Raw genomic sequence first — 20,025 nt, 5'->3', positions numbered from 1 at the left:
AGTTGAAGAGCTAAGATACGCTCTAAGATTTGAAATACAATAAGGTAGATTTGATTATTTCGATTTTTGAAGTCAACAGGATATAAAAATGGGTATATATCAATATTAGACGTTTTTTTTAATAAATATTCAAACGGTAAATTTTTGCTTATATATAAGGATATGTGAATTTATGTTAAGAAATCATCTTTTAAATGAAATTTATAATACTAAAAATTAGAAAATACTGACAATAATTCAATTACGCTGATTGTTGAAATATCAAAAAATCTATTATTTTAGAGAATACCCTTAAAAAAATAGGGCAAAAAATAGAATATTGATAAAAGTAAGCTAAATGCCCCTATTTTTTATGGGGGTTAAATCTTTTTGATATAGTTTAGCCCCGTTCTTAAGGAAGACTAGATCTAAAATTATTTAACTTAAAACAAAAACTAATCAAAACTTAGATCTAAAAAATTAAATAACTTAAAAATAAAACAATGATGAAAAAAATTATTACACTTTCAATGCTTTTCGTAGCAACAGCGTTATTTGCTCAAGAAGAAGCACCAAAAAAATTAAGTATTAGTGGTAGTGTTGATACTTATTATCAAACTTATTTAACAGCCTCAGATAATGTTGTCCAATCTTTTGGATCATCTTTTGCAGATCAAACAGGTTTTGCTTTAGGTATGGCAAATGTAATAGCATCTTATGAGGGTGAAACAACAGGTGCAGTAGCTGATTTGGCTTTTGGAACTAGAGGAATTCAAGCTGCAGGCGGCGGGAATGATTTATACATTAACCAATTGTATGCTTACTGGAATGTATCTGAAAGCACCACATTAACAATGGGACGTTGGAATACTTACCTTGGTTACGAAGTGATTTCTCCGGTTGCAAATTTCAACTACAGTACGTCTTATTTATTTTCAAGCGGACCTTTTTCTATGGTTGGTTTAAAAGCTGATTTCGCCTTATCTGAAGATTTTAGCTTAATGCTTGCTTTTATGAATCCAACAGATGTTAACAATAACTTAACTGGTGGATATGCTTTAGGTGCTCAATTAGGGTATAAAGGACAATTCTTAAACCTTTACTATGATGATGATGAAGTTTTAGGTTTTGAAATCGATTATACAGGTGGTTTTGATTTATCTGATTCTTTTTTCTTAGGTATTAATGGTGCTTATCAAGTTAGTGATGAAGCTGGGTTTTATGGTGTAGCATTATATCCACAATTAGCGACATCTGATTCTTTTTCTATTGGTCTAAGAGGTGAGCTTTTCGGATTACATGAAAAAGATGTTGATGATTTGCCTAGTGTATTTGCTACTACATTAACAGCTAGTTATACTGTAGACAATTTAATTATCAAACCTGAGATTAGATTAGATTCTTGGAGTAATGATATGCCTTATTTTGATTCTGATGGAGATGCATCTGATAATTTAGCTGCTTTCACATTAGCTGCAATCTACTCGTTCTAAGAGAAAAAAATATAAAAGAGAATATAAGGCAAGTTCTCTAAGTTCTCAGAGAACTTGCCTTTATTTATTTAACTAACCCTAAAAATTATTTATTATGTCAATATTAAATATACCCTTTTTAATTCAAGATACTGCCGCTATTGAAGGCGATATGGGAATGATGTGGATGCTTATTTCAGGTATCTTAGTATTCTTCATGCAAGCAGGATTCTTCTTGGTAGAGTCTGGAATGACAGATTCAAAAAACGCTGTAAATATAGCGATGAAAAACTTCCTTGATATTGCAGTAGGCTCTCTAGCTTTCTGGTTTATCGGATATTCTTTAATGTACGGTACTGATGTTGCCGGTGGTTGGTTCCATTGGGGAGGCTTTATATTTTCTCAAGGTGCTGCAGATTTATTTTTTCAAACTGTATTTGCTGCTACTGCTGCAACTATTGTTTCTGGAGCTATTGCTGGAAGAACTAAATATACAACTTACGCCATCTTTAGTATTTTATTAACTGCTTTTATTTACCCTATCGCTGGTGGTTGGGAATGGAACGGTGGTTGGTTAAACAACACTGATGGTATTATGCCTGCTGAATTTATCGATTTTGCTGGATCTTCTATTGTTCACTCTGTTGGTGGATGGGCTGCATTAGTTGCTGCTTGGATGGTTGGTCCTAGAATTGGAAAATTCCTTAATGGTAAGCCAATTGAAATGCATGGTCACAACCAAATGTATGCAACTTTAGGTGTATTTATCCTATGGTTAGGATGGTTCGGTTTTAACGGTGGTTCTCAATTAGCTTGGGGTGGTGATGATGCTACTGCTGCTTCGCAAGTTGTACTTGTAACAAACTTAGCTGCTGCTGCGGGTGCTTTAGGTGCATTATTGCTTACCTGGTTTAAAAACGGAAAACCAAATCTTAGTATGACTTTAAATGGCGCACTTGCTGGTCTTGTAAGTATTACTGCAGGATGTGGTAACATGACTGAAGGTGGTGCTGTATTAGCTGGATTAATTGGTGGTTTACTTGTTGTATTCTCGATAGGTTTCATTGAAAAAACATTAAAAATTGATGATGCTGTAGGTGCTATTTCAGTACACGGTGTTGTTGGTGCTTGGGGTACTTTAGTTATAGGTCTTTGGGGTGTTGATGGTGATGCTGGTATTGGTATATTTAATGGTGGTGGAGCTGCACAATTAGGCGCTCAAGCTATTGGAGTTTTAGCATATGCTGCATGGGCTATTGGTTTATCATTCATTTTCTTAGGAATTATGAAAAAGACAGTTGGATTAAGAGTTTCTGAAAAAGAAGAAATTGCTGGTCTTGACTGGACAGAACATGGCTCTATCGCTTACCCAGGTAAGAGACAAAGAGAAATTGAGGAATAATTATAAAATTAAATTATTATCTAAAAGGTGCCTTATAACTAAGGCATCTTTTAGACTTTAATAAAAGTAGTGTTTTCAAAGTTTAGTTATCAGCATTAAATAATTTCCTATTTTAACAAACTAAACAATTATAAGATAATAAATTATGAAAAAAATTGAAGCAATTATTAGAAAATCTAAATTTAGTGCCGTTAAAGAAGCGTTGCATCAAGTAGATGTAAACTTCTTCTCTTATTGGGATGTAACAGGTTTAGGTAACGAAAAAGAAGCACACGTTTACAGAGGTGTTTCATATAGTACGAGCGATATTCAAAGAAGATACTTATCAATTGTGGTAAATGACGATTTTGAAAAAATAACCTTAGATGCCTTATTAAAATCTGCTGCAACAGGAGAAGTTGGAGATGGTAAAATTTTCGTATCAGACATTACAGAAACTTATAGAATAAGAACTGGAGAAAAAGGAGGAGACACTTTAAAGAAAGTATCAAAATAAAATAACAATTATGGAAGGATTATTTACAGCTAATAACGTATGGATGATGGTCTGTACGGCACTCGTCTTTTTTATGCATACTGGTTTTGCATTTTTGGAGATTGGGCTAACAAGACAAAAAAATACAATAAACATATTATTTAAAAACATTTTTATCATTACAGTTGGTTTACTATTGTATTATATAATGGGATTCAACTTAATGTATCCAGGGTTTGCTGAAGGTTCAGCTGGATTTTTTGATTTTGCAGGATTTGGTATTGCGCCTCCGGAAAATGGAATGACTCCAGAATATGCTGATGGTGGTTATACATGGTGGACAGATTTCTTATTTCAAGGAATGTTTGCTGCAACAGCTGCAACTATTGTTTCAGGGGCCGTTGCGGAGCGTATGAAAATTGGTGCATTTATGATTTTTACTGTGATATACGTTGGTTTAATTTACCCAATTGCCGGATCATGGAAATGGGGTGGTGGATTTTTGGATCAACTCGGATTTTATGATTTTGCTGGTTCTACACTAGTACACTCTGTTGGTGGATGGGCTGCTTTGGTTGCTGTTTATTTGTTAGGTTCAAGAATTGGCAAATTTAAAAATGGAAAGCCTCAAGCTATTCCAGGTCATAGTATACCATTAGCTACTGCTGGGGTATTAGTTCTTTGGTTAGGATGGTTTGGATTTAACGGTGGTTCTGTACTTTCTGCTGACCCAGAATTAACATCATTAACGCTGGTAACAACTTGTTTAGCGGCAGCTTCAGGTGGAGTAGTTGCTATGGTGGTATCATTTCTAAAATATAAAAATTTAGATTTAACCATGTTTTTAAATGGTATTTTAGGTGGTTTAGTAGGTATTACTGCTGGTGCGGATGTTATGACTCCTGAGAGTGCCATTATTATTGGTGCTGTTGCTGGTGCGCTTATTGTATTTGCTGTTGCTTTTGTAGATGCTATTAAATTAGATGATCCAGTAGGAGCAATTGCAGTGCACTTAATTTGTGGTATTTGGGGAACTTTAGCTGTTGGAATATTTTCAACTAACCCAGATCATACATTTGTTGCACAATTAATAGGCGTGGCTTGTTATGCTGTATTTTGTATTGTAACATCATTCATTATAATATTTACACTTAAGAAAACTATTGGAATTAGAGTGTCTGAAAAAGAAGAATTAGAAGGATTAGATGGTCATGAGCATGGAATGGATGCGTATCCAGATTTCAGGTTAAATGAGCACTAATTAATAACAATTTAGTTTAGTTTAGTTAGTTTGATTAAAAGGATGTTTTGCTTTTGCAAGGCGTCCTTTTTTTTTGTTTTGTAAAGTTAAGTGCTACAATTAAAGGGTGTTAAAAGGTGAAGCTGAGTCATATTAATTAATAATTTGAAAGTCCGCTTTAGTTAATAGCAATGAAACATTTATGTTCATAAAAACAACATATAAAAAAAAGTGAATAAAAGTCCACAGAGATTTAATACCAAGGACTTATAGCGTATAGCCTGACTCTTTTGATAACGTCCAAAAAGCACTTAGAGTAGTAACTTTTTAGGATTACTGGCTTAGATTTATTACATAAAAAAGCCTTTACTAAAAAAGTGAAGGCTTTGATTTTTTTGTGTTTTATGAAAAATACTTATGCTGAATTTCTACTGGCATTAATATTTCCAAATAACGATCGTGTTACAATCTTTTCGAAAATTAATTTTTCAGGATCGTCAGCAGCTACACCAGCTTTTTCAAACTCTTGTATCTTTTTAAGTGCGTATTGCTGAATGGTTAATAACGGTAAAACGATAGACTCTCTTACTTCAATTGAAGCTTTTCCAGAAGGCTCGTTTTCCATTAACTCAGTGTACCCGGTTAGTTTTAATAATAATCTTTTAGTGGTTTTGTATTCTTCAAAAATAATATTCCAAAAACCGCCAAACTCTTCGTCTTTAGACATGTATTTTGTTAAATCAAAAAACGATTTAGTTAAGGACATCATACTGTTTTCTAGGAGTGTTTTAAAGAATTTAGAGTTGTGGTAAAGGTCTTCAACTTTATGCCATTCACCTTTATCTTCGTAAACTTTTAATGCTGTACCAACACCATAAAAACCTGGAACGTTTTGTTTTAACTGACTCCAAGACCCTACAAAAGGGATGGCTCTTAAATCTGAAAACACTAATTTATCTGATGTGCCTCTTTTAGAAGGTCTACTTCCAATATTGGTTTTTGCGTAATATTTTAAAGTACTCATGCGTTCCAAATATGGGATAAACATGGGATGGCTTTTAAAATCTTTATAAGTTTGGTAACTTGTTTCTGCAAGATCATTCATTACCGTTCTATCTTCATTTGATAAACGATTCTTTTCGCCATCAATTCTATTTTTTATACCAGAAGTAATTAATTGCTCTAAGTTATATTGTGAAGAGTCGTTGGTTCCAAAATTAGAACTTACCGTTTGTCCTTGAATGGTAATCTGTACTTCTTTATCTTCAATAGTTGGTCCTAAAGATGAGTAGAAATTATGCGTTTTTCCACCACCACGAGCAGGAGGTCCGCCACGACCATCAAAGAATATAACGGTAATATCATATTTTCTAGACATTTCAGTTAGCAATTCTTTTGCTTTATAAATACCCCAGTTTGCCATTAAATAACCACCATCTTTTGTGCCATCAGAGAACCCTAACATAATATGCTGTTTGCTTCCTCTAGCTCTTAAATGAGCCATGTATTCTGGGTTTAGGTACAATTGTTCCATAACTCCTGGTGCATTTTCTAAATCAGGAATGGTTTCAAATAACGGCGCTACATCAACTGTTAAATTATCTTTAAAAGCCACCATTCTCAACATAGCAAATAACTGTATTACATTAAGTGCTGTTTGGTTGTTGCTAATAATGTATCGGTTAGCGCCACGTTCACCATTGCTTTTTTGAATGTCTTTTATTATAGCAATAGTTTTTAAAGTATTGCTAACCATTTCATCTTCAAAAATCTCTAAATCTTCAATATCATCAGTGGCTTTTGATAGTATTTTAATTTGTTCAGCTTCAGATAAATCGTGATAATTATCTGGGAAAGATGAGTTGCCTTTAGCAATTAAGTGGTCTATAACTGTTGTGAAAACATTATGGTGTATTCTACTATCTTGTCTGATATCTAAAGATGCAAATCTGTAAGCAAAAAGATGAACTCTATTTATTAGGTTGTTAATTTCACTTACATATAATGATTGATGCTCGTTTACAATAACATCTCTTATACTTAAAAGCTCTGCTCTTAATTCTTTAGCGCTAATTGCTTTTTTTGTTTTTAAATTAATGCTGTATTCGTACATGATGGTTTCAAGACGAATAATACGATCTTCAACACCTTTAAATGTTAGCTTTCTTCTTAAATTTTTTAAATCTTGGTAATACTTTTTAAGAATAGATTTTTTTAATTTTTTTGCAACTTTTAAAGTAGTTTCTGGTTTTACAAACGGGTTTCCATCACGGTCTCCTCCTGGCCAAAATCCAATGTTTATAATATCGTTGTGTTTTTTACCATCATCATAAATATTCGTTTGAATGTAATTATAAATATCACCAAATGATTGATAAAATACATTTTCAAGGTACCACATTAAGCTTTTTGCCTCTTGGTAAGGTGTTGGCTTCTTTTGTTTGAAAAAAGGTGTTTTTCCTAATTGACCAAATAGATTGTTTATTTCTGTTAAATCGTTTCTTTTAATGGCATCTGTAAGTTCTGTAATAATACCTAAAACAGAACCTGGGTAAAATTGTGTTGGGTGAGCCGTTAAAACGATTCGAACTTTAAATTCTTCAAGAAATGCTTTAAGTTCTTCTAACTTTCCTTCAGAACTTGCGGTTTCTTTAAGGTTTCTTAAAGTACCTAAACCCTCCATATTATTTACAACTGAGAATGATGCATCTTCAATAGCATCAAATAAAACAACTTGTCTTTCTATATATTGAATAAACCTAAATAGTAAGTTAATTTGGCTTTGTTTATTTCTTCTAGCTTGATATTTTTCAAAAAAGGAGTCAACAATGGCAGTAGGATCATCTCCGTTGTTAAATCCTTTTTTACAGGTTTCATGAAATAACGGAAGTAATACTCCTGTTTTTGTAACAGCATCAAAAGGTAATGTCATGAATATACTGTTATATATCTGGTATTTTGATAACACATTTTGATTAAATCGTGTTAATTTTGGTTTTACTGGCATAGTATCTTCTGTTGAAAAAATTAACCATAAAAGTAGTGAAGCTTAAACGAAACACATAGTCTTTTTAAAGTTTTATCAATTTCTGTTCTTTGATGAATTATGATTGTGAATAATTAAAAAAAATAGCTTGGATACCTTAATTTTTTTAATATTTTCTTCTTTTTTAAAACACTCCAAATGCGTTTATCATGCATTCATGATAGTTAATTACATGATATAAATCATGTAATCTTCTTTAACCTCACTCTACCTTTGTCGATTAATATTTACAATATGAAAAAAGCACATTCGTTTCACATTCCTGTAATGGGAATTGGTTTTACAATAGATACGCCTTTAAAAGTGGCGCAGTACGGTATGGATTCAGTAATATCTTTAGTAGATGATATTTTATTGGAGAAGTTAAGAAAGATGTACAGTGAAAAATTTGAAATACCTTATCAAGAAATTTCTGAAAAGATTGATGATTTTAGAGCAAAAAGAATAACCTCTTATCTGAATTTAATAAGCGATTTAGCTGAAAACAAGTTTGAAACTTTAAAAACGGCGACTTCTAAAAAAGGAGATGAATTGCTAGCGTATATTAATATGCTTCCCGATAATTCAAACCTTAAAGCTGATTTTAAAAAGTTAACTTCAAAAGGCGTTGATTTTACTGAAATAAAAAAATGGGCATCAAATAATCTGGTTATGGGTGCCATTGATGTTAATATCATGACTAAAGTTGATAAGGATAACTATAAAAAAGACGAGAAATTAGATGTTGAATATAATGATGCTCATGCAGCACTTCGTGGTTTTGCAGAAAGTAAATTACATTCTTCAGTTGTACTTTCTGCTGGTATGAACCCTAGATTATTCAGTTATATGTCTCAGTTTGATGATTTTTATCCAGACGAAAATGGAAACATAAAAAAACGAATTATTTTAAAAGTTAGTGATTATAGATCTGCACTTATTCAAGGACGATTTTTAGCTAAAAAAGGCCTTTGGGTTTCAGAATATAGAATAGAATCCGGACTGAATTGTGGGGGACATGCATTTGCAACTGAGGGATATTTGTTAGGGCCTGTTTTAGCAGAATTTAATGAAAAGCGAGGTGCCCTTATTGAAACTATTCATAGTGTGTTTTCTAAAGCGCTTTTAAGCCAAAATAAAAGTATTCCTAAACAACCGCTATCTATAGAAATTAGCGCTCAAGGCGGTGTTGGAACCCAAGAAGAGCATAATTTTTTATTAGACCATTACAACCTAGATTCAATAGGTTGGGGCAGTCCTTTTTTATTAGTTCCAGAGGCCACTACAGTTGATGATAATACCCTAGCGAAATTAGCTAAAGCTGAGGAAAAAGATTTGTACCTCAGTAATATTTCACCATTAGGAATTCCTTTTAATAATTTAAGGGATAATACAAAAGATATTGAAAAGCAGGCACTGATTAATAAAGACAGACCCGGTAGTTCTTGCCCTAAAAAGTTTGTTGCTTTAAATAAGGAATTTAAAGAAAAAGGTATTTGTACAGCATCAAGAGAGTATCAATACAACAAGATTAAAGCCTTAGATGGTATGGGCTTAAATCCAGATATATACCAAAAAGAGCTTAATAAAATTACTGAAAAATCTTGTACTTGCGTTGGGCTTGGTACCTCTGCTTTATTAAAATATAATTTAGATACCAAAGTTGAGGGCGATGGTGTTTCCGTTTGTCCTGGACCTAATATGGCATACTATTCTAAAGTGATGAGTCTTGAAAATATTACAGATCATATTTATGGCAGAAGTAATATGGTGTCTCGTCCAGATCGTCCTAATTTATTTATTAAAGAGCTTCATATTTACATTGACTATCTTAAGGATAAGTTAGATGATGCTAAGACTTCAATGAATAGGAAAGATGAAAAATATCTACATACATTTACTAGTAATATGAAAGCTGGAATTGTGTATTATCAAAATTTATTTAAGGAGGTTAAGCATAGTTTTGAAGGTATTAAAACTACAGTTTTAAAAGAGTTAGAAAAGAGTGAGAAAACTTTGAATAGGATTCAATTAGAAATTCAAAATTTAACGGTTATATCTTAAAATATAATAAATAACTAAAAACGAGTTTTAGTTTTATGAATTATTGAAGCCTTTGTTTAATGAAAATTTAATGATTTTATAAAAAAACTGTAGGTTCGATATTCCATTATTTTTTTTTAGGAATTCATATTTTATTAAAGCTTTTAATTAAGATATTTGTAACTTTAGTAATAAGAAATAGTAGTTATTAACTATTTTGCAATTATTCTTAAAAGATTAAAATGGATTTAGTAAAAGAAATTAATCGCTTAAAAAAAGAAAAGAATGCTATTATTTTAGCGCATTATTATCAAGTAGGCGAGATACAAGATATAGCAGATTACGTAGGAGATAGTTTAGGACTCTCTCAAAAAGCGGCAGAAACTGATGCAGATATGATTGTATTTGCAGGTGTTCATTTTATGGCGGAAACGGCTAAAATTTTAAGTCCAGAAAAAACGGTGGTATTACCAGATTTAAAGGCAGGATGTTCATTGGCAGATTCTTGTCCACCAGAAGATTTCGAGAAATTTACCAAAGCACACCCAAACCATGTGGTGATTACTTATGTAAACTGTTCTGCGGAAATTAAGGCCTTGAGTGATATTGTTTGTACCTCATCAAATGCATTAAAAATTGTAAATTCTATTCCAAAAGAAACGCCAATTATTTTTGCTCCAGATAGAAATCTAGGACAATATATTATAAATGAAACAGGTAGAGATATGCTGCTTTGGGATGGTAGCTGTATTGTACACGAAGCGTTTTCAATGGACAAACTCATAGAGCTTCATAAAAAATATCCGGATTATAAAATTATTGCCCACCCAGAATCTGAAACTCATATTTTAGATACGGCAACATATATTGGTTCTACATCAGGCATGATAAATTATGTAAAAGAACATCAAGACCAAAAGTTTATTGTAGCAACCGAGGCAGGTATTTTGCATAAGATGAAGCAAGAAATGCCTAATACGGAATTGGTTCCAGCGCCTGCAAAAGAAGATAATACTTGTGCGTGTAGCGAATGCCATTTCATGAAAATGAATACCCTTCAAAAACTATACGATTGTATGCTTAATGAGTCTCCGCAAATTGAAGTTAATCCAGCTATAATTGAACGTGCATTGTTGCCCATAGAACGCATGCTAGAGCTTTCAAAATAATATGACTACAGATTATTTGGTAATAGGTTCGGGTGTTGCAGGTCTAACATTTTCAGTAAAAATAGCTGAAAAGTTTCCTGACAGAACGGTTGTTATTGTAACTAAAGCCAATGAAGACGAATCTAATACTAAATATGCGCAAGGAGGTGTTGCTATTGTTTCAAATAAAGAAGAAGACTCCTTTAAAAAACATATAAAAGACACTTTAATTGCTGGCGATGGCCTTTGTGATGAAGATGTTGTAGAAATGGTTGTTAAAGAAGGTCCAGACCGTTTAGAAGAGTTACTCCTTTGGGGCGCCAATTTTGACCTGAATGATACAGGGAAATTTGATTTAGGTAAAGAAGGAGGGCATTCTGAATACCGCATTGTACACCATAAAGATATTACAGGCTACGAAATAGAACGCGCTTTATTAACTAAGGCACATCAATTACCTAATATTTCAATTTTACCCCACCATTTTGCAATAGATTTAGTAACAAATCATCATTTTAAATATGCGGATTCAGAGGAATTATCTTGTTATGGAGCGTATGTTTTTAATCAAAAGTCTGGACGTATTTTCACTATAAAAGCCAATAGTACATTGTTGGCCTCTGGCGGTATAGGTTGTGTTTATGGACACACTACAAACCCCGTAATTGCTACTGGTGATGGTATTGCAATGGCATACAGGGCTAAAGCTAGAATTGAGGATATGGAATTTGTGCAATTTCACCCAACAGCTTTATACGAAGCCAAAGGCGAATCTTCTTTTTTGATTTCTGAAGCCGTTAGAGGTTTTGGTGCCTACCTAAGAAATAAAAAGGGGTATCGGTTTATGCCAGATTATGATGAGCGTGCTGAACTTGCTTCAAGAGATATTGTGTCGCAAAGTATTGATAGCGAACTAAAAAAATCTGGAGAATCGCATGTTTATCTAGATTGCACCCATTTAGATATGGATAGCTTTATAAATCATTTTCCTAATATTTATAAGAAATGTTTAGAGCATCATATAGATATTAAAACAGACTGGATTCCTGTTGTGCCAGCATCACATTATTTATGCGGAGGCATTAAAGTGAATAACAACGGAGCGACCACTATTAATAATTTATTTGCTTGTGGAGAATGTTCTAGAACCGGGCTGCATGGTGCAAATAGATTGGCTTCAAATTCTTTATTAGAAGCTTTGGTATATGCCCATAATATTTATAAACTTCATTCTAAGAAAGAGCCTGAATCTATAAAGGTTAATATTCCAGATTGGAATGATGAAGGCACTATTATACCAGAAGAACATATTTTAATAAAACATAATTTAAAACAATTACAAGCTTTAATGCGAGATTATGTTGGTATTGTAAGAAGTAATAAACGTTTAAAAAGAGCTATTAAACATTTAGATTTGATTTATGAGGAAGTTGAAGATTTGTATCGAGAATCTAAAATAACCACGTCGCTTTGTGAATTACGAAATATGATAAATGTAGCGCATTTAATTATTAGACAATCTTTAGATAGAACTGAAAATAAAGGCGGGTATTTTAATATTGATAACACAAAAAAATAGAAGAGACTCTTTTTAGAGAATCTCTTCTAAGTCTTTCTTTGGGCAAAAACAGGTGTTTATTTTCCAAGCATTAATAATTCACCACATACAATTTCTGTGATATAACGTTTGTTACCATCTTTATCATCATAACTTCTAGATGTTAATTTGCCCTCAATAGCAATCTCTTTTCCTTTAGTTACATACTTTTCAATAATCTGAGCAGTCTTTCCCCAAGCAATAATGTTGTGCCATTGTGTATCTGTAATTTTTTCACCTTTATTATTGGTGTAGCTTTCATTAGTAGCAATATTAAATTTTGCTAAAGTTTTTCCTGATTCAAGATTGATGATTTCAGGATCGTTTCCTAAGTTACCAATCAACTGTACTTTGTTTCTAAGTGTGTTCATAATTTTAAATTTTTAATCGTTAAACAGTTAATACTATCGAGTTCTTATGTTTCGACACTGCAAAGATGTTATACTTGAAAGTTTTTAATCGGTTAGTAAACGTTTGTGTTCGTTTGTAAATAATTGTAGTCGTTTAAATCGTTTTAAATCATTAATATAATTGAATAGTATAATTATAATTTTTTTAAAATAAATTGTATATATTTATAAAAATTAGTAATTATGAATAAAGTTTGTTTAGAATGTGGTGATAAATTATTAGGAAGAAGTGATAAAAAATTCTGTAGTGATTATTGTAGAAACGCTTATAACAATACTATTAATAAAGATTCTAAAAACCTGATTAGGAATATTAATAATCGATTAAGAAAGAATTGGAGAATTTTAGAAACTTTAAACCCTAATCAAAAAACTAAAACTACAAGAACAAAACTTATTCAAAATGGTTTTGATTTTAATTATTTCACAAGTATTTATACTACTAAAGCAGGAACTATTTATTATTTCGTTTACGATCAAGGGTATTTGCCTTTAGAGAATGATTTTTATGCGCTTGTAAAAAGGGAGTAATATTGCTGTAACTTTTTTGCATGCTGAGATACTTATTATGTATACCAACTAATCATTTCAAATTTAAAAAATGAGCACACCAATTATTGTTGTTATTGCTATTAGTGCTTTTTCGTTAATCGCTTGTTTAATTTATTACTATAGCCCAAAAACAATTATTTTAAGACGACTTAAAAATTTGCCACAACAGCGTGTAGGTAGTTTAAAAACAAAAACCTATTCTAAAATAGAAGGTAAGGCTTTAAATATTGAAGCGCCATTAATTGCGTCTTTAAGCAAGCGTAAATGCGTGTTTTATAAAATGCAGATTCAAAAAAAAGTGAGTTCTGGTAAAAATTCGCATTGGAAAACAATTGTTAGCGAAGAATATATTCAAGATTTTTTTATTGAGCAAATGGGAGAGCGTGTGCTTGTGCTTCCAACCAAAACACCAAAAAATTATTACGATTATTTAGTAACGGATAAAAAAACAAGTTCAGGTTTGTTTAAAGAACTCACACCAGAATTTGCAGAACTTTTAAAGGGTTATAATATTAAAACGGATAATTTGTTTGGCTTTAATAAACAACTACGATACAAAGAAGCTATTGTAGAAGTTGGAGAACGTATTACTGTTGCTGGTTATGTTAATTATATAAAGTTAGAAAACCAGCTAAAAGATTATAATTATTCTAGTATAGCTTCTATTACCGCAAAAGGAAAAGACAAACTTTTAATAACAGATAGTCCTGCTGTATTAAAGACAAAACACGGTCGGGTTTAAAAAAAGCTTATGGTTAATTAGAAACCAGAAGCTTTATATATACTGATAACACTATTTTTTTTATTCTTTTGAAAGCATTAAAAAGGTTTATTTCCAATTCTGCCCTTTCATTTGCATAGCCGCTTTAAGCACATCTTTTTGACTTATTTGCCCTACTAATTTCCCGTTTTCAAGAATAGGAAAACGTCTGCGTTTTGATTGCAAAAACTTGCTAGCAGCATCAAAAATATTCATATTACCATCTATAGTTTCTACATTACTTACCATGTGCTTTTCAATAGTTTGATCCTGCATTGGCATGTTATAGTATCTACTTTCACTTATTTGTTTTATACAATCGCCTTCAGAAATAATTCCGATAAGTTCATTATTTTCATTTACAACTGGTCCGCCAGAAATTCTGTTTTTAATCAAAGACTGCATGACGCTTTCAATAGATTGGTCACGAGTAAACGTTATTAAACTTGTGGTCATATAATCGCTTACCGTTAATGATGGTATATCAGTATTTGCTGACTGTTGCCTTCTCGCTCCTTGAAAACTCTTTATTCCCATAATAATATTTAAATTTTTAATAATCTTAAATATACTTATTTTTTTTGATTTTTCCTAAAAAAGTAATTGTTTAAAGCTTGGAAAGCACAACATATCTTACGAATACCTCTAATTTAAATTTTAATTAGTAATAATTAGCATTCTTTTAAGAGTTTAAATGTTAATTTTTTTTAGTTTTAGCGCACTAAAAATAAATTAGATTAAAAATGAAAAAATTATTTGGATTGGTTTTATTGATGACAAGTTTTATGGTGGGAGCACAAACTAACTCGGAGTTATTAAAACATTACGAGGCGTATTACGCACAAATGAAATCTCAAGGTGATACACAAGGGGTTATTAATGCTATGACGCATTTAAATTTATTATCACCATCAGAAGCTAGAAAAGACACGTTGGCTTATATATATATGAGCGAAAACAAATATATGCAGGCGCTTAATACTATTGGGATAAAACAAAACGCTACAGATTCTGATATTGCTGTTGAGGTAAAGGCAGTTTCTTTAAAATCTGTTAAACAACCAAAGCTTGCTGTGGAGCATTTTGAAGAGCTTTTTAAAAGAGAAAAAAACCTATTAGTAGCTTATGAATTGGCTGAAATTTACTTGCAAATTCAAAATTTAGTAGAAGCTGATAAGCATATTGCATTTGGTTTGGAAAATTCTAAACCAGAAGATAAAAAAGCATACTACGAAACCCAAACACCTTATGAGGTGTCATTAAAATCTAGTTTTATGTACTTAAATGCGATATCTACTTTTAGTAAAGATAAAAAAGCGAATATTGATGCTGCTGTTGATATTTTAGATGCTGCTTTAAAAGAAGCGCCTAATTTTAGTTTAATTAACATTACTAAAAAAGAATTATTAAGGCAAAAGCAGACCTTACAGCAAGCTGCAGCTCAACCAAAACAATAATTAAAAATAAAATTATAAAAAAAGTGGTTCTAAATTTAGAGCTACTTTTTTTATTGTGTTAATTACGGTTTTTCAATCGCTTGACTATCAAACTCTATTTTTTTGTTCATTTGAAAATTTAAGTTTGAAAAAGCAATAAAGAATTCTTTTATATTGATAAGAAGTTCTTCTTTACTTGTAGTAGATAAATTTGATAAACTCTCCAGCTTAAGCAATTTAGTTTCTAAAACCAAAAGCCTAGAAAGAATCGATTCTGAATTTAAAGTTTTAGGAATGTTTTGTTTTAGCTCTTTTAAAAGTAATTTAATGGCTTTTTCATTATCATTAAAAAAAACTAAATCTGCTTTTTTAATATTGCTAATAACATCTGCTAATTGTTGATATTCACTCCAATCTTGAACCGTTTCTTTGGTTTTAGAGTCTAAAATATATTCAACATAATTTAGCTTAGATATTTCTAGTTCTGTTATTTCTTGACTTTTATCTTGCTCCATTTGGTTTTCTAAAGGGGCTTCTTGAGCTTTTTTACAAGCTGAAATTAACACTAGAAAACTTAAAATAACTCCGATTTTAACACGCATTAGGTTTCATTTAATATCAATATTACAAATATAGATTAAATACCAAATGAACTTCAAAATAACGGCTAAAATTCGTTTCTAGTAGAAGAGATTACATCGTTATTGCTATTGCAGTTATCTCAATAATCGTATATTTGATAACCCCTAAATCCTAATTATTATGCTAGAAAATTTTTGGTTTAACGTAGAGTATGGCATCAATCATGTACTTGATATTAATGCCTACGATCATGTTTTATTCCTTATCGTTTTAACCGTTCCTTACGTTTTTAAAAATTGGAAACGCGTGTTACTACTTGTTTCTGTGTTTACACTTGGGCATACCTTGTCCTTAGTTTTAGCAGCTTACCATGTAGTAGCTGTTAATGCTACAGTGGTTGAGTTTTTAATTCCTATCACCATTTTAGTTGTCGCACTTTTTAATGTATTTACTTCCGGTAAAGGCGCACAACGCGAAAAAATAGGCGTACTATTTCTATCTACATTATTTTTTGGTTTAATACATGGTTTAGGTTTTGCACGCGAGTTTCAAATGCTATTGGGTGATACAGATAACAAGTTAGTTTTACTTATAGAATTTGCTTTAGGTATCGAATTAGCTCAAGTTATAATTGTATTTATTGTTCTGTTTTTAAGTTATGTGGTGCAAACTATTTTCAGGTTTACAAAACGCGATTGGATTATGGTTATTTCGGCCATAGTAGTAGGTTTGGTAATTCCTATGATTTTAAATAGCGACTTTTTAGCTTAAAATTTAATTTGGGCGTTACCACAAGGGTCGGGCTTTCACTACTCGCTCCCTCCAAGGTCGGGGAGCTCAAACAGACCGTTCAATCCCTAACGCAAAACCGTTTCCTCAACAAACTTTCGTAAAACTTTAACGAACTTTGCGTTGTAATTAAAATACTAACTAACTATATTCGTTATATGGACTCGCGTTAAGGATTGCAGAGAAAATCCTTTTGCTTTATAGCAAAAGATTGAAACGGAAAGCCTGACCTTTTGCGATCCTGCAAGGTTTTAAAAACCTGGCAGGTATAAGTAAAAGGTAACGCCCAAATAAAAAATTAATGTCTAAAAACAAACAGCTTAAGTACGATAAGGCTTATTTGAGAATTGCGCAAGAGTGGGGGAGATTGTCGTACTGTAATCGTAGGCAAGTGGGCGCTATTATTGTGAAGGATAGAATGATAATCTCAGACGGATACAATGGTACACCCTCAGGTTTTGAGAATTTTTGTGAAGATGATGAAGGCTATACAAAATGGTATGTGTTGCATGCCGAGGCCAATGCTATTTTAAAAGTAGCAGCATCTACACAATCCTGTAAAGGTGCAACACTTTATATAACCATGTCGCCCTGTAAGGAATGTAGTAAATTAATCCATCAGGCTGGTGTAGTAAAAGTGGTGTATAATAACGCCTATAAGGATAATTCTGGATTAAAATTTTTAGAAAAAGCCGGTATCGAATTAGAACATATTGAAGATTTAAAAGCATAATGCCATATCAAAAAAAATATTTACCACTTGTTTTAGGCGTTGCCATTGCAGCGGGCATTTTTATTGGTGGAAAGTTAGATTTTTCAGACTCTTCAGATCGTTTGTTTTCTACCAATAGCAAAAAAGATAAACTCAACAGGCTTATAGATTACATTGAATATGATTATGTTGATGATATTGACACAGACAGTATTGTTGATGTGACTGTAAATGGAATATTGGATAATCTAGACCCACATTCTGTGTACATTCCTAAGTCTGATATGGCACGTGTTGCTGAAGAAATGAAAGGTGATTTTGTAGGGATTGGTGTTAGTTTTTATACTTATAAAGATACCATTGCCGTTATTCGTGCTATTGAAAACGGACCCAGTGCAAAAGCGGGTATTATGGGTGGTGATAGGATTATTATGGCTGATGGCGATTCGCTTTTTGGTGATAATTTAAAAGATGGGGATTTGGTTAAAAAGCTAAAAGGACCAATGCACTCTAAAGTTAAGCTAAAAGTTTATAGAAGAGGCGAACCAGAGCTTTTAGATTTTACAGTTAAGCGCGGAAAAATTCCTATTAAAAGTGTAGATGCCGTTTATATGCTAACGGAAAATTTAGGCTACATAAAGATAAATCGTTTTGCCGAATCTACTTATAAAGAATTTAAAGCTGGCATTGAAAAACTTGAGGCTTTAGGGGCTACCGAAATGGCCTTGGATTTAAGAGACAACCCAGGGGGTTTTTTAGGTATTGCTGAACAAATTGCAGATGAATTTTTAGAGGATAATACCCTTATTTTATTTACTAAAAATAAGCGAGGCGATATTGAGGAAAGCTTTGCTACTAGCAAAGGTGATTTTGAAGACGGCAAAGTATATGTGCTAATTGATGAAAACTCCGCATCAGCAAGCGAAATTATTGCAGGAGCATTGCAAGACAATGATAAAGGCACTATTGTTGGAAGACGCTCTTACGGGAAAGGACTTGTACAACGCGAAATGGATTTAGGAGATGGTAGTGCAGTGCGCTTAACCGTATCTCGTTATTATACGCCAACGGGTCGCTCTATTCAGCGTCCGTATATTAATGGAAATAAAGACTATTACGATGAGTATTTTGATAGATTAGATAGCGGAGAACTTCTAGACCCTGAAAAGATAAAAGTAGATGATTCTTTAAAATTCACCACACCCAAAGGAAAAATTGTTTACGGTGGTGGTGGTATTATTCCTGATGTTTTTGTGCCTATTGATAATAGCATGCAAAACGAAACATTGTCCTTTTTACTACGTCGCGGGTTTTTTGGGAATTTCGTATTTGAAGAGCTTGAAAAAGACCGACACCTTTATGATGGTGCTACAAGACAAGATTTTATAGATGCTTTTGAAGTAGGTAGTGATTTAGTGTTTGCTTTTCAAGATTACTTGAATCTAAGAACAGAATCTAAAGTTACTTTTGTGGCCTACCACGAAGAGGTAAAACAATATATTAAAGCCACACTTGCCGATCAACTTTTTGGAGCGGGCGCTTTTGAAGAAGTTTATAACCAACGCGATATTATGATTGATGAGGTTATTAAGTTGAGTAATGGTGGTGAGTAATATTGGTATATTGAAGATATCACCTAGAGGGTAGTCAAAGGTTGTTTCAGTCTCTCATCAAATACATTCATAATCTTAGCAACTTCAGCCGATAATTAAACCTTATCATGCACCTTGACATGCTTCCCGCCATTGCAAAGTGTTAAAATATCAGTAGCCACATGCGCGCCACTTCCAGAAGCCATAGCAAATTGACTGCGCCATCCTGCTAAAGTACCAGCAACATATAGGTTCTCTTCAATTAAATGGTCGGTATTTTTTAACCAAATACGATTTTTTTCAATAGCTGCTCTTGGGTGAGGTTCAATATACTTTTCAATCCCCTTAATAGTCATTAAATTGGTGTAGCCAATTGCTATAACAACAATTTTAGAAGCATAGGTGTTTTTGTTGGTTGTAATTTTAAACCCGTCACTCGATTTAGATATTTCACAAACTTTTTCTTTTTCAATTTGCTCAACATGCGGATAAAGGTTTGAAAGTTGTGCTTTACCACTTTCCAAAATAGAAGTTCCAGTAGTTCCTGGAGGTAATCCTAAAACATTATTAAATAAAGCAGTTTGTAAATGCGATGTTTTTTGATGCATAATAATACCAATGGATTTGTTTGCGGCAAATGTTTTTGGTTTGGCAGAACCTAAAACCAATGGACACTATCCTAAAAAGTGTGTAAGTTCAAAATTTCAGGGTTAAATTATTTATAGTTTAATCCTGTTTTCAAATATAGCTAAAAATTGGTTGAGTATAATTCCCCAATTTCTAACAGGCATTATCCATTTTTTAGTGCTTT

At 32.3% G+C, this 20,025-nt stretch carries 18 protein-coding genes; 13 read left to right on the top strand and 5 right to left on the bottom strand.

Annotation, left to right across the window (positions count from 1 at the left end; translation table 11 throughout):
* The first annotated feature begins 485 nt into the window (after nucleotides 1-485).
* From P8K68_RS12080 to amt, 4 genes are all read left to right on the top strand, one after another.
* Nucleotides 486-1,472 carry an outer membrane beta-barrel protein gene (locus tag P8K68_RS12080; RefSeq protein WP_300251387.1) on the top strand — a complete coding sequence of 329 codons (987 nt, stop codon included), beginning with the start codon at nucleotides 486-488 and terminating at the stop codon, nucleotides 1,470-1,472.
* 94 nt (nucleotides 1,473-1,566) lie between these two features.
* Entirely contained in the window at nucleotides 1,567-2,853 is a 1,287-nt protein-coding gene (locus P8K68_RS12075; RefSeq protein WP_300251303.1) for an ammonium transporter, read from the top strand.
* Between the two features lie 145 nt (nucleotides 2,854-2,998).
* Nucleotides 2,999-3,349, top strand: a complete 351-nt coding sequence (locus P8K68_RS12070) for a P-II family nitrogen regulator (protein WP_300251301.1) — start codon at nucleotides 2,999-3,001, stop codon at nucleotides 3,347-3,349.
* Between the two features lie 10 nt (nucleotides 3,350-3,359).
* Nucleotides 3,360-4,589, top strand: coding sequence for an ammonium transporter (amt, locus tag P8K68_RS12065; protein ID WP_300251299.1), 1,230 nt, complete (start codon nucleotides 3,360-3,362; stop codon nucleotides 4,587-4,589).
* Nucleotides 4,590-4,983: 394 nt separating this feature from the next.
* Here the strand turns inward: amt and P8K68_RS12060 are convergent, their stop codons facing one another.
* Nucleotides 4,984-7,575: a phosphoenolpyruvate carboxylase gene (locus P8K68_RS12060; RefSeq protein ID WP_300251295.1), complete on the bottom strand. Its 2,592-nt coding sequence runs from the start codon at nucleotides 7,573-7,575 to the stop codon at nucleotides 4,984-4,986.
* A gap of 273 nt (nucleotides 7,576-7,848) precedes the next feature.
* On the opposite strand from P8K68_RS12060, the gene P8K68_RS12055 reads away from it, so the two are divergent.
* From P8K68_RS12055 to nadB, 3 genes are all read left to right on the top strand, one after another.
* Nucleotides 7,849-9,657, top strand: a complete 1,809-nt coding sequence (locus tag P8K68_RS12055) for a hypothetical protein (protein ID WP_300251293.1) — start codon at nucleotides 7,849-7,851, stop codon at nucleotides 9,655-9,657.
* A 221-nt stretch (nucleotides 9,658-9,878) separates the two neighbouring features.
* Entirely contained in the window at nucleotides 9,879-10,805 is a 927-nt protein-coding gene (gene nadA / locus P8K68_RS12050; RefSeq protein ID WP_300251290.1) for a quinolinate synthase NadA, read from the top strand.
* A gap of 1 nt (nucleotide 10,806) precedes the next feature.
* Nucleotides 10,807-12,363, top strand: a complete 1,557-nt coding sequence (gene nadB, locus P8K68_RS12045; protein ID WP_300251287.1) for an L-aspartate oxidase — start codon at nucleotides 10,807-10,809, stop codon at nucleotides 12,361-12,363.
* A 56-nt stretch (nucleotides 12,364-12,419) separates the two neighbouring features.
* On the opposite strand, the gene ssb is transcribed toward nadB, so the two are convergent.
* The gene (ssb, locus tag P8K68_RS12040) at nucleotides 12,420-12,752 is read right to left on the bottom strand and encodes a single-stranded DNA-binding protein (protein WP_300251284.1); all 333 of its coding nucleotides are present in this window, start codon (nucleotides 12,750-12,752) and stop codon (nucleotides 12,420-12,422) included.
* 222 nt (nucleotides 12,753-12,974) lie between these two features.
* Here ssb and P8K68_RS12035 point away from each other — a divergent pair, with 222 nt between their 5' ends.
* Together P8K68_RS12035 and P8K68_RS12030 are read left to right on the top strand one after the other, a co-directional pair.
* Nucleotides 12,975-13,322 carry a hypothetical protein gene (locus P8K68_RS12035; protein ID WP_300251281.1) on the top strand — a complete coding sequence of 116 codons (348 nt, stop codon included), beginning with the start codon at nucleotides 12,975-12,977 and terminating at the stop codon, nucleotides 13,320-13,322.
* 70 nt (nucleotides 13,323-13,392) lie between these two features.
* Complete coding sequence (locus P8K68_RS12030; protein WP_300251279.1) at nucleotides 13,393-14,085, top strand: hypothetical protein; 693 nt, start codon at nucleotides 13,393-13,395, stop codon at nucleotides 14,083-14,085.
* An 87-nt stretch (nucleotides 14,086-14,172) separates the two neighbouring features.
* Here P8K68_RS12030 and P8K68_RS12025 read toward each other — a convergent pair whose 3' ends face one another.
* Nucleotides 14,173-14,640 carry a CBS domain-containing protein gene (locus P8K68_RS12025; protein WP_300251276.1) on the bottom strand — a complete coding sequence of 156 codons (468 nt, stop codon included), beginning with the start codon at nucleotides 14,638-14,640 and terminating at the stop codon, nucleotides 14,173-14,175.
* 206 nt (nucleotides 14,641-14,846) lie between these two features.
* On the opposite strand from P8K68_RS12025, the gene P8K68_RS12020 reads away from it, so the two are divergent.
* A complete protein-coding gene (locus tag P8K68_RS12020) occupies nucleotides 14,847-15,560 on the top strand; it encodes a hypothetical protein (RefSeq protein WP_300251273.1) in 714 nt (237 codons plus the stop codon).
* Nucleotides 15,561-15,622: 62 nt separating this feature from the next.
* Here P8K68_RS12020 and P8K68_RS12015 read toward each other — a convergent pair whose 3' ends face one another.
* Nucleotides 15,623-16,141, bottom strand: coding sequence for a hypothetical protein (locus tag P8K68_RS12015; RefSeq protein WP_300251270.1), 519 nt, complete (start codon nucleotides 16,139-16,141; stop codon nucleotides 15,623-15,625).
* Between the two features lie 160 nt (nucleotides 16,142-16,301).
* Between P8K68_RS12015 and P8K68_RS12010 the strand changes: the two genes are divergently transcribed.
* The 3 genes from P8K68_RS12010 to P8K68_RS12000 all read left to right on the top strand — a co-directional run bounded on the left by P8K68_RS12010 (nucleotide 16,302) and on the right by P8K68_RS12000 (nucleotide 19,235).
* A complete protein-coding gene (locus tag P8K68_RS12010) occupies nucleotides 16,302-16,892 on the top strand; it encodes a HupE/UreJ family protein (protein WP_300251267.1) in 591 nt (196 codons plus the stop codon).
* 319 nt (nucleotides 16,893-17,211) lie between these two features.
* Complete coding sequence (locus tag P8K68_RS12005; RefSeq protein WP_300251265.1) at nucleotides 17,212-17,643, top strand: dCMP deaminase family protein; 432 nt, start codon at nucleotides 17,212-17,214, stop codon at nucleotides 17,641-17,643.
* Complete coding sequence (locus P8K68_RS12000; RefSeq protein ID WP_300251263.1) at nucleotides 17,643-19,235, top strand: S41 family peptidase; 1,593 nt, start codon at nucleotides 17,643-17,645, stop codon at nucleotides 19,233-19,235. The genes P8K68_RS12005 and P8K68_RS12000 overlap by 1 nt, the downstream gene beginning before the upstream one ends.
* Nucleotides 19,236-19,330: 95 nt before the next feature.
* Here the strand turns inward: P8K68_RS12000 and P8K68_RS11995 are convergent, their stop codons facing one another.
* Nucleotides 19,331-19,882: an NAD(P)-binding domain-containing protein gene (locus P8K68_RS11995; protein ID WP_300251261.1), complete on the bottom strand. Its 552-nt coding sequence runs from the start codon at nucleotides 19,880-19,882 to the stop codon at nucleotides 19,331-19,333.
* Nucleotides 19,883-20,025 lie beyond the last annotated feature (143 nt).

It is taken from the genome of Algibacter sp. (genome assembly GCF_029245835.1).
Taxonomy (GTDB): domain Bacteria; phylum Bacteroidota; class Bacteroidia; order Flavobacteriales; family Flavobacteriaceae; genus Algibacter_B.
Note: the sequence above shows the minus strand (reverse complement) of the source record. Positions and strands in the feature narration are given on the sequence as shown.

What these genes read in the sequence shown, in the direction of transcription:
- P8K68_RS12010 (WP_300251267.1), top strand. Translation starts at nt 16,302, where the DNA reads ATGCTAGAAAATTTTTGGTTTAACGTAGAGTATGGCATCAATCATGTA.
- P8K68_RS12020 (WP_300251273.1), top strand. Translation starts at nt 14,847, where the DNA reads ATGAAAAAATTATTTGGATTGGTTTTATTGATGACAAGTTTTATGGTG.
- P8K68_RS12025 (WP_300251276.1), bottom strand. Translation starts at nt 14,640, where the DNA reads ATGGGAATAAAGAGTTTTCAAGGAGCGAGAAGGCAACAGTCAGCAAAT.
- nadA (WP_300251290.1), top strand. Translation starts at nt 9,879, where the DNA reads ATGGATTTAGTAAAAGAAATTAATCGCTTAAAAAAAGAAAAGAATGCT.
- P8K68_RS12000 (WP_300251263.1), top strand. Translation starts at nt 17,643, where the DNA reads ATGCCATATCAAAAAAAATATTTACCACTTGTTTTAGGCGTTGCCATT.
- nadB (WP_300251287.1), top strand. Translation starts at nt 10,807, where the DNA reads ATGACTACAGATTATTTGGTAATAGGTTCGGGTGTTGCAGGTCTAACA.
- P8K68_RS12005 (WP_300251265.1), top strand. Translation starts at nt 17,212, where the DNA reads ATGTCTAAAAACAAACAGCTTAAGTACGATAAGGCTTATTTGAGAATT.
- amt (WP_300251299.1), top strand. Translation starts at nt 3,360, where the DNA reads ATGGAAGGATTATTTACAGCTAATAACGTATGGATGATGGTCTGTACG.
- P8K68_RS12035 (WP_300251281.1), top strand. Translation starts at nt 12,975, where the DNA reads ATGAATAAAGTTTGTTTAGAATGTGGTGATAAATTATTAGGAAGAAGT.
- P8K68_RS12075 (WP_300251303.1), top strand. Translation starts at nt 1,567, where the DNA reads ATGTCAATATTAAATATACCCTTTTTAATTCAAGATACTGCCGCTATT.
- P8K68_RS12055 (WP_300251293.1), top strand. Translation starts at nt 7,849, where the DNA reads ATGAAAAAAGCACATTCGTTTCACATTCCTGTAATGGGAATTGGTTTT.
- P8K68_RS12080 (WP_300251387.1), top strand. Translation starts at nt 486, where the DNA reads ATGAAAAAAATTATTACACTTTCAATGCTTTTCGTAGCAACAGCGTTA.
- P8K68_RS12015 (WP_300251270.1), bottom strand. Translation starts at nt 16,141, where the DNA reads ATGCGTGTTAAAATCGGAGTTATTTTAAGTTTTCTAGTGTTAATTTCA.
- P8K68_RS12070 (WP_300251301.1), top strand. Translation starts at nt 2,999, where the DNA reads ATGAAAAAAATTGAAGCAATTATTAGAAAATCTAAATTTAGTGCCGTT.
- P8K68_RS12030 (WP_300251279.1), top strand. Translation starts at nt 13,393, where the DNA reads ATGAGCACACCAATTATTGTTGTTATTGCTATTAGTGCTTTTTCGTTA.
- ssb (WP_300251284.1), bottom strand. Translation starts at nt 12,752, where the DNA reads ATGAACACACTTAGAAACAAAGTACAGTTGATTGGTAACTTAGGAAAC.
- P8K68_RS12060 (WP_300251295.1), bottom strand. Translation starts at nt 7,575, where the DNA reads ATGCCAGTAAAACCAAAATTAACACGATTTAATCAAAATGTGTTATCA.